The 12494-nt window shown below is 41.4% G+C and carries 15 protein-coding genes; 9 read left to right on the forward strand and 6 right to left on the reverse strand.

The window, feature by feature from the left end; all coding sequences use genetic code 11:
- The first annotated feature begins 302 nt into the window (after positions 1-302).
- Complete coding sequence (locus G3352_RS23805; RefSeq protein WP_163760636.1) at positions 303-797, forward strand: RNA polymerase sigma factor; 495 nt, start codon at positions 303-305, stop codon at positions 795-797.
- A complete protein-coding gene (locus tag G3352_RS23810; protein WP_163760637.1) occupies positions 794-1762 on the forward strand; it encodes a hypothetical protein in 969 nt (322 codons plus the stop codon). The genes G3352_RS23805 and G3352_RS23810 overlap by 4 nt, the downstream gene beginning before the upstream one ends.
- Before the next feature lie 150 nt (positions 1763-1912).
- Here the strand turns inward: G3352_RS23810 and G3352_RS23815 are convergent, their stop codons facing one another.
- Positions 1913-2494, reverse strand: coding sequence for a YdeI/OmpD-associated family protein (locus G3352_RS23815; RefSeq protein ID WP_163760638.1), 582 nt, complete (start codon positions 2492-2494; stop codon positions 1913-1915).
- The gene (locus tag G3352_RS23820) at positions 2484-2948 is read right to left on the reverse strand and encodes a VOC family protein (protein ID WP_163760639.1); all 465 of its coding nucleotides are present in this window, start codon (positions 2946-2948) and stop codon (positions 2484-2486) included. The genes G3352_RS23815 and G3352_RS23820 overlap by 11 nt, the downstream gene beginning before the upstream one ends.
- 109 nt (positions 2949-3057) lie before the next feature.
- On the opposite strand from G3352_RS23820, the gene G3352_RS23825 reads away from it, so the two are divergent.
- A complete protein-coding gene (locus tag G3352_RS23825) occupies positions 3058-3969 on the forward strand; it encodes a helix-turn-helix transcriptional regulator (RefSeq protein WP_163760641.1) in 912 nt (303 codons plus the stop codon).
- Between the two features lie 81 nt (positions 3970-4050).
- Positions 4051-4566 carry an AAA family ATPase gene (locus tag G3352_RS23830; RefSeq protein WP_163760643.1) on the forward strand — a complete coding sequence of 172 codons (516 nt, stop codon included), beginning with the start codon at positions 4051-4053 and terminating at the stop codon, positions 4564-4566.
- Positions 4567-4624: 58 nt separating this feature from the next.
- On the opposite strand, the gene G3352_RS23835 is transcribed toward G3352_RS23830, so the two are convergent.
- Positions 4625-5509, reverse strand: coding sequence for a LysR substrate-binding domain-containing protein (locus tag G3352_RS23835; RefSeq protein WP_163760645.1), 885 nt, complete (start codon positions 5507-5509; stop codon positions 4625-4627).
- A 161-nt stretch (positions 5510-5670) separates the two neighbouring features.
- Here G3352_RS23835 and G3352_RS23840 point away from each other — a divergent pair, with 161 nt between their 5' ends.
- A complete protein-coding gene (locus tag G3352_RS23840; RefSeq protein WP_163760647.1) occupies positions 5671-6414 on the forward strand; it encodes an acetoacetate decarboxylase in 744 nt (247 codons plus the stop codon).
- 44 nt (positions 6415-6458) lie between these two features.
- Positions 6459-7490 (forward strand): ketopantoate reductase family protein, encoded by a 1032-nt coding sequence (locus G3352_RS23845; protein ID WP_163760649.1) that lies wholly within the window; start codon positions 6459-6461, stop codon positions 7488-7490.
- A gap of 187 nt (positions 7491-7677) precedes the next feature.
- Here G3352_RS23845 and G3352_RS23850 read toward each other — a convergent pair whose 3' ends face one another.
- On the reverse strand, positions 7678-8640 hold the full coding sequence (locus G3352_RS23850; protein ID WP_163760651.1) for a helix-turn-helix transcriptional regulator: 963 nt from the start codon (positions 8638-8640) through the stop codon (positions 7678-7680).
- Between the two features lie 108 nt (positions 8641-8748).
- Here G3352_RS23850 and G3352_RS23855 point away from each other — a divergent pair, with 108 nt between their 5' ends.
- Positions 8749-9228 carry a GyrI-like domain-containing protein gene (locus G3352_RS23855; RefSeq protein WP_163760653.1) on the forward strand — a complete coding sequence of 160 codons (480 nt, stop codon included), beginning with the start codon at positions 8749-8751 and terminating at the stop codon, positions 9226-9228.
- Positions 9229-9247: 19 nt separating this feature from the next.
- On the forward strand, positions 9248-9712 hold the full coding sequence (locus tag G3352_RS23860) for a phage tail protein (protein WP_163760655.1): 465 nt from the start codon (positions 9248-9250) through the stop codon (positions 9710-9712).
- 87 nt (positions 9713-9799) lie between these two features.
- Here G3352_RS23860 and G3352_RS23865 read toward each other — a convergent pair whose 3' ends face one another.
- The gene (locus G3352_RS23865) at positions 9800-10675 is read right to left on the reverse strand and encodes a LysR family transcriptional regulator (RefSeq protein WP_163760657.1); all 876 of its coding nucleotides are present in this window, start codon (positions 10673-10675) and stop codon (positions 9800-9802) included.
- A 132-nt stretch (positions 10676-10807) separates the two neighbouring features.
- Between G3352_RS23865 and G3352_RS23870 the strand changes: the two genes are divergently transcribed.
- On the forward strand, positions 10808-11881 hold the full coding sequence (locus G3352_RS23870; protein ID WP_163760659.1) for an NAD(P)H-dependent flavin oxidoreductase: 1074 nt from the start codon (positions 10808-10810) through the stop codon (positions 11879-11881).
- 6 nt (positions 11882-11887) lie between these two features.
- Here the strand turns inward: G3352_RS23870 and G3352_RS23875 are convergent, their stop codons facing one another.
- Entirely contained in the window at positions 11888-12415 is a 528-nt protein-coding gene (locus G3352_RS23875) for a DinB family protein (protein WP_163760660.1), read from the reverse strand.
- Between the last annotated feature and the right edge of the window lie 79 nt (positions 12416-12494).

Genomic DNA, 12494 nt, shown 5'->3' on the forward strand with positions numbered 1-12494 from the left:
ATAGATGCGTTAAAACATGAAGCCGTCATAATGACGGCTTTTTGTCTGTCTAAATTTTCAGAAGGCTCAATCGTTGCCAAAAGAAGCTCCGTTCTATGATGAATCCCAATCGGATTTTAATCGTCAAAGTCGCTATTTTAGCGGCTTTTTATTATTTTTCTTACAAATCCATATCCGTCCATGAGAACAAGAGGTTGATCTGGTCACTCGTTTGAAAAATATCTAAATATTAAATTTACAACAAAATGTGACCAAATGCCGTCCTTGAGAGTGTTAGAGATATAAAGGAGGGCAGAACAACCATGCAGCGATCAATGCCCCAACGGGGAGATCATATGATGAAAGTCTATGAAACTTACGCGGATACGCTGTTCCGGATTGCCATGGTGCACCTCGGCAGGCGAGAGGATGCGGAGGAAGCCACCCAGGATACCTTCATCAAGTTAATGGAAAAAGCCCCTACGTTCAATGATGCAGAACATCAGAAAGCATGGTTGATCCGGGTCATCACCAATCATTGTAAATCCTTATTAGGCAGAGGCTGGCGCAAACGGGAGGTCAAGCTGGAGGGAGCAGATCCCCTTACGACAGACAACCCCGAAGATCAGGCACTGATTGAACTCGTGCTGTCACTGCCCGTCAAGTATAGATCGGTGGTTCATTTGTACTATTACGAAGATTATCCGATCCGGGAAATCGGCGAGATCCTGCAGATCAGCGAGTCTGCAGTGAAGATGCGGTTAAAGCGGGGAAGACAGCTGTTAAAACTGGAGCTGGAAGGAGAAGAACCCCAATGAACGAGGAACAATTCAAACGTAACTATAAGAAAGCGGTGGACCATATGAAAACAAATGACCAAATGAAAAAACGGATAGAGCAAACCTTGAACACACAACGCCATGAACAAAAGCGCCAGCGAAAGCCTCTATACATTGCAGCGAGCGTCGTCATTGCTGCCAGTGTTGGACTTGCGGCGCCAAGCATATGGCAGCAAGTGAGTGGACCGACCGCGCCAGCGAAGCAGGTGACACAGGTCACTCCGGGCGCGTCATTCGATCCGGTGGTGATTCCGAAGACAGAGCTGCCTGATTCCAAGAATGGCGTGAAAGCCGATATGCTTCAACTGGTGGTCTATCAAGGCAATGTCTATACACAGTCTGCTACATCACTTAACGGTACGGATGCGCTTGCCCTGCGAGGTGAGAAGCTCGGTACTACGACCGGGGGAATTCATGAGCTGAGCGACAAGGGTGAGTACACGGAGCTGGCCTCCAACATTGGAGAAGCGGACATCTATGCGGTCAACGGCTACGACACGAATTTCCGCATCATGTCCTACACCGAGATCGATGGTCAGGGGTATGCCCAACTGTTTGATCAGAGCAACGGCATCACTATCGGCAGCGGCGAAGACCTGATCGGCAAGCTCCATCTCGAAGGCAACGTCACTTCGGCGCAGTGGGAGACCTTCGCCAGCTGGAACAATGGCTTGCAGCAGCTGCAGCCGCTCGCAGCGGACAAATCGCTGAACAGCTTTATCTCAGCGCTATACGCTGCCAAACCGGTAGCAACAAGCCCTGAACTGGAGGAGCGCCTTTACGGGCAGGAAGATCGCAAGATCATCTACCTGACGCTCGAAGATAAGACGCAGGTCCAATTAGTCCTGTTTGGGGAAGGACTGGTACGTTACGGCAATGTACCGGTATTCTTCGAAATCGAGAAAGGTGCCTTCCAAGCGTTCTGGAACAACCTGGGTGAGTAATAATCATGGAGTTTGACTCAACAAATCCAATAAAGCAACTCCACCAATCGGATTTTTTTGACTGATAAAATTTCTAATGATAATTGAAATATTTAAATTCCGATTTCGATCAATGTTACTTTCTATCATGAAACACCTCACCTTGAATATTCAAGGTGAGGTGTTTTGGTCATAAAGGCGTCCATTGTCATTCCAATTGCCATACATTTTATTTTGTTTGGTGTTTGTTATAAATTTATCTAATCTTTTGTTAAATAACTCAGGTTGATTTTTATAGCTTTGGATGGTGTCGATTCGAATTCTTTTATAAAGATCTGGGAATGCGGAGAAACTCTGATACACATCCGTGTCCTCTTTTAACCTCTGCACAATAATAGGGTCAATTTTAAATGATTCGTAATTGAGATCTGGGAGAGCCTTTCGACCTTCATCTGTCATCAATCCCAACGATTCAAGGCGACGGGCTCGTTCTTTATTCAATTCAGTCCATGAACTTTTTTTGCTTCGAGGAGATAGTCTTTGAGCTAATTGAGTCTCGGAAATTTTCTTTTTTTGTCCATCAATCCATCCAAAACACAAGGCTTCTTCAACAGCATCCAGATACAGCAGCGTACCTGGTGTTGATTTCATACTCACAACGATCCAGCAAGAATTTTCAGTCAAGCAGTGTTCTTGAAACCAAGATCTCAATTCGATTTTTGACTTTGCTGGAAGCAGTACATTAAGTAGCATTAGAAATTACGCTATCCAGGAATGTATTAGCATCGCTATTAAACTTCCAAACGATACCAAATTTATCAACCAACATTCCGAAACAGGAAGACCAAGGCATCTCTGATAAAGGCATGATTACATAGCCACCTACAGACAACTTAGAAAAGTAATTTTCCATTGCCTGTTTATCATCAATAATGATACTAATGATTACATTGTTGCCTTTAACCAGCTCACCCGTTACATTCTTCATCGAAGGAAGAAGATCCGACATCATTATTTTCCCACCAGCGAATTCTAACGATGACTCCATAATCATATTCAACTCATTATCTGGCAAAGGGGAGTTTGGATCTTGTGAAAAATCCTTGAATTTCACTTTTTTTACCTTACTTGCGTTTAAAGCTTCTGAATAAAACGCGATAACCTGCTCTGTGTTCCCATCAAAATTTAAATATGCAATAACTGACATGATAAAACCTCCTTCTTGTAATACATGAAGTGTAAGCTATAATAGGTGACAGCTAGATTGTCACCTATTATAGCTATATTCGAAATTTATTTACCTAAAGAGGACTATCATGAACAAAATTGAAAGATTAATATCGATCATAATGATCTTGCTGCAAAAGAATGTGGTATCAGCCACCGAATTTGCGAAATTATTCAATGTGTCCAAAAGAACGATTCTACGTGATATGGAAACACTCGGATTATCTAACATTCCCATTTATTCTATAAATGGAGTGAACGGTGGATACGGGATTATGGATGAATACAAAATAGACAAACGACTTTTAAGTAGCAAAGACTTAGAAAATATACTAACTGCACTGGGAGGATTGGGGAAAATTCTATTTAGTGACGAAGTAGAATCAACGCTTAAAAAGATTGAATCGATGATAGGTTCAAAGACTTCGGGAGGTACAATTCAACTGTCTTTTTACAATTGGGATGGTCGTCCTGAAATTGTCCAAATCTTAAAGACCTGTCAGGAAGCAATAGAGCAAGGAAGGTTACTTACATTCGATTATATAGATCAAAGTGGGGTCAAGTCGCAGAGACGGGTCGAGCCATACCAGCTTCATTTTAGTGAAATGAGTTGGTATTTGAAGGGGTTTTGTTTAGATCGAATGGAATATCGAACTTTTAAATTGTCCAGAACGGATAATCTGAATATCGATATCGAAACATTTGTTGCTAGAGATTATATGACTGAACAGAAAACTGAGCAATATTATCAACCGAAACTTGTTACAATTAAAGTATTGATCTCACATCGAATCAAAGATCAGTTTATTGAAAGGTACGGTCACAAAAGGATTGAAGCTTACAATTCTGAACTCCTTATAGCCGAAATAGATATGCCGCAAAACCACTTTGGATTCCGGTTTTTAGCTAGTTTTGGAACGGATTTGGAAATTTTAGAACCTAAAGTATATGTTGAAGAATTTCGAGAGTTTCTAAATGCCATGATAAATAAATATGTCTAAGAACCCATATCTTAATTCAGTTGAATGTTTCTGCTTTGTATAGGGTTGTTTCTTTTTATGATAAGAAGGAGGTATTTAGTTATGGAAAAAGCGATCTACTTAATTACAGGCGTAATGGCTTCTGGTAAGTCAACAGTGTCGGAGCTGCTGGCTTCCAAGCTGGGAAAAGCCGTACATCTGCGTGGTGATATATTCCGTCGCATGATTGTATCCGGCCGCGAAGACATGTCCGCTGAACCGTCGGAAGAAGCAGTCCGTCAATTATATTTGCGTTATCAGTTAGCCGCAAATGCCGCAAAAACCTATTATGAGAATGGTTTTTCTGTAGTTTTGCAGGATAATTATTACGGTGCGGAATTAGTCTATATGATGGAGCAGTTAAAGGATTACCCGGTTCAGTTAGTTGTGCTGTGTCCTAAGGTAGAGGTGGTAAAAGAGCGTGAAAAGTCAAGAGGAAAGGTAGGGTACACTGGCTTTACGGTAGAGAATTTGTATTCAGACTTTTTGAAGGAAACGCCTCAAATGGGATTTTGGCTGGACAATTCGGAGCAGTCACCTGAGCAATCAGTGAATGATATATTACAGCACTATAGATGAAAACCAATGACTAATTTCAAGTTGCAAAAAGTCACAGAATGCTCCGAATATGTAGTTTTCAAACTTTGTACAATGCATAATGATCATTAAAATATGCAATAATAAAGTCTCGGAAATTCTTAGCCGAAGAAGTCAAATGTCTATCCTTCACCCAAGATAGTCCCACTGGATAGGTAGGATTAATATCCGCGATTCTGACGTAAATCAAATCCAATTTTCTACAGACCGAAATTGGGAGCAGTGCGATGCCCTGATTAACCTTAATAATTTCCGCCAGTAAATGAGAATCTACCTCGAATATATTCTTAGGAGTGAATCCTGCTTTTTTACAAAGCTCGGTTGTAAAGAAGCTATATTCCTCATTATTAGCAAGGGAAATAAAAGATTCATCGGCCACTTTGCTTAGCGAAATTTCAGATTTTGTCGCAAACTTGTGAGTGGATGGTAAAACTAGCACGATATCTTCATTAATAAGGACACAACTCTCAATCTCATCGTCCGCTATAGGTGGACCTGCGATCCCCAAATCAATATCCCCTTTTTTTAAGTTTGCAAGGATGTCATTTCTAGCTCCAAGTCCTTGTTGGATATTGGTATCCGGCCACTGGGTAATGTACCTGCTGATCAATCCAGATAGGAATCTGGGATTTGAAATCGATATTTTGATGGTATGGTCAATTGCCATATCTTTCGTCTGTATTTCCATTCTTGCATTTTCAATTTCGGTGAAAATCCTGTTGACATGGTTCAAGAGGATTTTTCCGGATGCATTCAATTGTATATTTCTCCCTTTCCGATCAAATAAGGTTGTCCCCAACTCATCCTCAAGTCTCTTTATCGTCAGGCTTAAAGAAGGCTGAGCAATATTTAATTGTTCGGCAGCCTTAGAAATATGTTCTGTATAAGCGACGGTCTGAAAGTATTTCAACTGAAGCAGCTCCACTATAGTGCACCTCTTATATTTATTATAATAAATGAGTTTATATATTATCATGTATTAGATTAAATGTAAATTGAGATGTAAAATGGGTTTTGTAATCATCATTTCGATAGAGGAATCAGACAACAGAATGAAGAAATTAGAGATCGGAAGGTGTCGTTCAGATGAGAAAGGAAGAAGTGGTTAAGCAATTTACAACTCCCCTGGATGCAGGGGCATTTCCTTTGGGGCCATATCGTTTTTATAATCGCGAATACCTGAACATTTTATATAGAACTGATCTGGAACGCTTAAGAAAAATCGTTCCGGAACCATTGGAGGTTACCTCTCCGCTTGTAAGGTTTGAAATTATGAAAATGCCGGATGTAACAGGCCTTGGTTCCTATACAGAGTGTGGTCAGGTGATACCTGTGAGCTTTGAAGGGGAGGAAGGAGATTATCTCCACGCAATGTACGTAAACAGTTTTCCTGCAATCGCATCAGGCAGGGAAATAGGTGCCTATCCTAAAAAAATGGGTAAACCCAGTTTGTATGTAGATTCCGACACATTGGTTGGACTTATGGATTATGGCTCTTTGAGAGTGGCTACCGCGACCATGGGCTATAAGCATTTTCCACTTGATCATTCGGAGGCGCTACAAGAGATTGTTAAACCAAATTATATGCTGAAAAAGATGCCTGGTTATGACGGATATCCAAGAATCTGTGAATTGGTACGGAGCCAAATTACGGATATTAAAATACAAGGTGCCTGGTCAGGCCCTGCAAGACTGGAGCTATTCGCTCATGCTCTTGCGCCGATGGCAGATTTGCCTGTACTTGAGGTTGTTTCGGCTTCCCATATCATAACAGAGCTTTCGCTGCCTTCTCCAACAGTTATATATGATTATTTAGCTGATGAAAAATAAACGTCATTAAAAGCATTCAAACAGAAAAGGTAGGGGAATTCCATATGAGAATTGCAATTTTAGGAGCAGGTTCCTTAGGAACCATTGCTGGTGCATATATTGCTGCCGGCGGACAAGATGTAGAGTTGATCGATGTCTATCAAGCACATGTTGACGCATTAAACCAGACAGGGGCCCAAATTACTGGCACTACGGATTTTCAGGCAAAGGTGAAGGCCATTACTCCTGACGACATGTCAGGAACTTATGATCTAGTCTTGCTTTTAACTAAACAGCTATATAACGAGTCCGTTCTACAAGACCTGTTGCCGTTTTTAGATGACCAAAGTGTTGTGCTTTCCTTGCAAAACGGTATCCCTGAAGAAAAGGTGGCTTCCATTGTTGGCCGAGAACGGGTCATTGCCGGATCTGTTGAATTTGGTGCTACGTTTATTGAACCGGGAGTATCAAGACTTACAACAGAGTTCAATCGCTTTAAGCAGTACGCTTTTCAAATCGGCGAATTAAATGGTGAAACAACCGAAAGAATTCAACAGATCAAATCTATACTAGACCTTGTGGGTGGAACACATATTTCCGATAACCTGGTGGGCACGAAGTGGTCTAAATTGCTTATTAACAATGCATTTAGCGGTCTATCTGCAGCACTAAACGTGGAGTATGGCGTCGTGCTTGATCATGATATTAGTATTATAAGTGCCGTTCGTATTGCCGATGAAACGATCAAAGTTGGACACGCAAATGGTGTGAAATTTGCCACGATGGGTGGCTTTGATATTGAATCTTTGGAAATACAAAGTGATAAGGATATCCCGGAACGAATTAAAACACTTCGGGTTCTCATGGAGTCCTCCAGACTGTTAAAAGCAAGCATGCTACAGGATCTCGAAAAGCAACGGCAGACCGAAATTGATTATATCAATGGAGTAGTTCCACGGTCAGCTTCAGGCAAACAAATCTCAACACCTTATAATGATATGGTTGTAAGATTAGTTAAACAAGCTGAAGAATCTCAAACTGTGCCTGATTTCGAGACTAATATTAAGTGCTTTGAAGAGCTTAACAATAACAGATGATATAAGCGATTTGTAGATCGCCAGAAAACGTGTTGAGGAGATAATTCCTCAATGCGTTTTTTTTATCGCTAAACGTTTCCTTAAAGCTTAGGGCAATTGGGATAATGTCCCATAGTAGATCTCAGTAGAAACAGCAGATAATAAAAAGCACGATTAAGTTCAAAGTCTGGTTTTAACTATCCGCTACTTAAGGGCAATATAAGCTTAATCTCTCTTGTACACCTGCTAAAATTTCTTCTGGCATCTCCTTAACTTTGATATCTCCACCTAAGAAAAGCAACCAATTGGTTATTTCCGTTAATTCTTCTGCATGATGAACGTTGATAAACGTCTTTATCACGGCTGTAGTTTGGTAAGGGTTCGTATAAGAAAGTGAAAGCTTTAAAGGATGATATTTCTTAAACTGTGCAATCGCCTTTGGACCAAGTTCAAGGACAAGGTTGATCATTTCTTCCTGCTTACTTAATCTTTCTAAAATCTTTTTCTTACTTACCTTTTTCTTCGTAGGAAAGGGTTCAATATGGGTGAGATTGTCGACAGATAAAATCCTTCTCTTTTCCTCCTCTAAGTCGAAGCCTTCAATGATCCATAGGCTTTTTTCGCGATAAAGGTGCAGGAGATAAATGGGATACGACTTTATTTCCCTTTCTTCTTGGACGGTAACCAACAAAGAGCTTTCTATTAGAAGAAGCTGGATGAGTTTTTCCAACATAGGGTGGGGCAGGTCTGACAGATCAAGCAAGTCGGGATTATGGGGATTGGTCCCTTCAAAAAGCAATATTTGATTTAAAAGAACAAGGTCATCTTGCTGATTTTCGGAGATGAGGCCCAGTAACTTTTCGGTTAAAGACTGACGGCTCTTTAGATAAGGGAGTTGTTGATTTCGGGTTGCCATAAAGGCGAGAAAAAGAGCTTTAATTTCATTATCCGTAAAGCGGACCGTGGGCAAGACAGAGTTGTTCATGACAAAATAACCCCCATCCCTTCCAACTTCAGCGACAAGTGGCATACCCATAGCTTCAATTTCTCGGATATCTCGAATAGCAGTCGAACGAGAGATGTTAAATTCCCGCATGATTTCAGAAATGGTAAAGTGAGCACGGTTGTTAATATATCTCATGATGATATTAATCCGTTCAACTTTTTTCATCGGGGCCTCCTAAACAGTATCATAATTTGACATGATTTAAGGTTATTATAAACCCATCAAGCGAAAAGACAAATGCATTGATAAATTTAAAAGAGGATGGTGTTACGAATGAGTAATTATAATTTTGAAGAAAAAGACAGCTTTATCGTTTTGGGTATTGGAACTGAGCTTAAGAGCAACTACACAGACTATGCTGGTATTAACAAAGAAAAGGCTGATTTTTGGTCGGGTGTGAAAGAAGATGGAAGTCTGGACTCTTTAAAAGCAATAGCGACAAATGACTATATTTTTGCCGTGAACGAAGCGGTGAATAACAAGATGATGCATTATGCTGGCGTCATGACAGAAGAAACACTGCCAGAAGCAACCAGAGTGATCCAATTTCCTAAAGGTGAATACCTGATCGTTAAGGGGGAAGGAGCAACATCTGATGAGTTAAGTAATAACCTTACTGGGGTTGCTTTTGGTCAAGTCCTTCCAACGGAAACGGATTATGCTTATGTCGGTGGGCCAAATACTACGGTTGAGATGGGACAACGTAACGGCTTGTTATTTGGTGAAATATGGATTCCTGTTGTTAAGAAATAAACTTGAAGGAGAGATCAAAATGTCGTATATCGTTGATTTTAAAAATGTGTCTACGGTCGGATTAGAGTCTTCACCAGTAGCAGCAGCACTTGCAGGTTTGCGTGCGAATGAAGCCCGTTACTTTATGAACAAATATAAGCATGAATTTACGGTTGTTCCTGCTGGCGAAAGTCAGGACACCCTTGACTATGTAACACGAATTTTGAAGGAAGAACGTGATATTGAGTTTGCAGCCAAGCCTTTAGAAACGTCGGCTTTTCAAGTAGAAAACATTCGATTTTCCTACGTCTTTTATGAAGATGGTCTTGGACTCAATGTCATGTATACGGTGGATGACCCTAAGAAGCGGGCCGTGGGTTTTAAGCTTTCTGAGGGGATGGAAGTTCCAGCGGAGTTGGAAGGCAAGTTTAAGTTTGCCAGACAGAAATCTAAGTTAGCTGGAACCATTCGGGGCTCATTTTTTGTAATCAAGAGAGAGTATTGAAGTGGGCAAAAGCGCATGTGGAGAAAGCAGAGCATAGCCCCATTGAAAGTCGCTGGTTTAGCGGCTTTTTTTGCTTTATCGGTGCAGCTAGCTTTGGAGAATTTCTTTCTTAGTTTCATCTAAAAAAGCAGATAGCGCCGGTGTAATGAGGGTGTCTTTTCGTTTAACAAACATGGTCGTTACTGAAGAATACTTTTCCGGTAAGGAGTGGCAGGTTACCTTGTCACGTACTTCATAATCCGCAATGATGGAATAAGGAAGTAAAGTAATACCCATACCTGCACTAACACAAGCAATTATCGTTTCCAGGGTTCCAAATTCCATTAATTTCACAGGCAATAATCCTTCTTCTTGTAAGAGAGTGTTAAGCTTGGCTCGGTATGAACATCCTTTGGGAAAAACGAGCATCGTATGATTTTGTAAATCATGAATCGATTGTATCCGGGGATGGTTGGGTGAAGTAACAAGAACAAGCCTCTCTTCAATGACTTTGTCCTGCGTGAGATCTGGGTGTTCTATCGGACCGGAAACAAAAGCTCCATGCAGTTCATAATGCAGGACTCCATGAAGCAGCTTTTCTGTTGGCCCTGTAACTAATGAGAAATCTACATTTGGATATTTCAAATGATATTGCGCGAAAACGGAAGGCAGCCGGACTGCTGCAGTTGTTTCCATAGAACCGATAATGAGAGGACCTGAAGGAGTGGAGCTGCTTCCTACGGCGGCTTTAGCTTCGTTAATGGTATTTAGAATCTTTTCGGCGTAACCTACTAAAACTTGTCCAGAAGGAGTAAGCGTAACTCCCTTTTTGTGACGGTAAAATAAGACGGTCTGAAGATCGGCCTCTAACTGTTGAATTTTGTGTGTAACATTGGATTGAGCATAATTTAGGCTTTTAGCTGTTTTGGAAATACTTCCTTCATGAGCGGTTTGGATGAAAATCTCCAGCAAGTGAATATCCAAGTTGACCCTCCTTTAGAAAACAATCTATCTGAAATCATGATATGTAACATCTGATTTACGGATTATACAAGATGGATAAACTCGATGTAAACTATAAAGAATGGAATCCGAATTGATGAGGAGGGAACCTCGATGTCTATTCAATTAAACAGTAAGTTCTGTGAAAGCTTCCATATTCGTTATCCAATCGTTCTTGCAGGGATGGCCGGTATTGCAAACATGGCACCCCTAGTCGCTGCGGTTTCTAATGCAGGTGGGTTAGGGACGTTAGGCGCTGCGTATATGAGTCCTGAGGAACTAAGAAACGCTATACACGAGATAAAAAAACTGACGCAAGCACCGTTTGCCGTAAATATTTTTGCTCATATTGGACCGGATCATTATACGAATTTTGAGGCGGTAAACGGAGAGTTGACACCGATTCGAGAATCCTTGGGTGTGAAGCAGCGTGCTCAAGATGAAATACGTACACCCAATCATTTTGAAGAACAGTTTGCCATCTTGCTGGACGAAAAAGTTCCGATTATTAGTACAACGTTTGGCTTGCTTTCCGAGTCTCATATGCAGAAGGCAAAATCGTTAGGCATCAAAATTATGAGTAAGGTCACCACGGTAGAGGAAGCTATTCAAGCGGAGAAGCGCGGAAGTGATGTCATTGTTGCACAAGGTAGTGAAGCAGGAGGGCATCGAGGAACTTTTGATGTATCATCTCAGCTCAGTGGAGCAAATATCGGAACTATGGCACTTGTCCCACAAATTGTAGATCACGTCCATATTCCAGTCATTGCTGCCGGAGGAATTATGGATGGCAGAGGACTGGTGGCTTCACTCGCTTTGGGAGCTCAAGGTGTACAAATGGGGACTCGTTTCTTAACATCAGTTGAGTCTGGCGCACATGAGGTATACAAACGTGCATTACTTCATAGCACAGAGGAAAGCACCGTAATTACGAATGCTTTTTCTGGCCGACCAGCGCGTGGCATCAAGAACGACTTTATACAACATTGGGAAGCATCCAGTATTAAGCCGCTAACCTTTCCTACCCAAAATACATTAACTCGCGAGATTAGAAATGCTTCTGCTAAGCAAAATAATCCGGAGTATATGGCCCTTTGGGCAGGTCAGGGAACGAGAATGTTAACAGATAACCAATCGGCAGGCGATATCATCAATCAAATTGTAGAAGAAGCCAGAAATATAATTTAGTTGTGATTATAATTTCACATCCAGCGAATAACGATCGCGAAGTACTGATAAATGGTGAAGCTCATGTCCAACCAAAATGTAGGCGATCGATCGAGCTGAAGCAGGATTATCACTGACGATCCCTTTACAGAGCCAAGCTTCCGGCGTGAGGTGGCGGAGCATAAGAATGGTTGAACGGCGTGTGACGGCATATTCTTCGTTCAAATCGGCTACGGTATACGCGTTAAAGGGTTGGCTCTGCATAAGCACGTCCTGATCGTAGCCAGGATGATTCGCTTTGTCACCTCTGGCGATGCGAAGCAATCGACTGCTCATGATGCGTTCGTTATCCAAAAGGTGGCCGATGACCTCTTTCACGCTCCATTTGCCTTCGGCGTAACGATAGTTTGCTTGCTCCTCTGTCAATGAAGAAAGCGAAGTTTGTACGATGTTGGCCTGCTGTTCTAACTGTTCGATGATGTTCCCTTCAGGAACAAGCTGGATGTACCCTTCATAAAAAGCTGCATACTCCTCTGTAGTCGGTCTTTCAACCATGTAAATGCCTCCTTTGGGATTCTTAGATCTGGAATATATTGTAGCATACATCTTACTTCAAGCATTGAATAGGCCCCTC

The sequence above is a fragment of the Paenibacillus sp. ALJ109b genome, from assembly GCF_010747435.1.
Taxonomy (GTDB): Bacteria; Bacillota; Bacilli; order Paenibacillales; family Paenibacillaceae; genus Paenibacillus; species Paenibacillus taichungensis.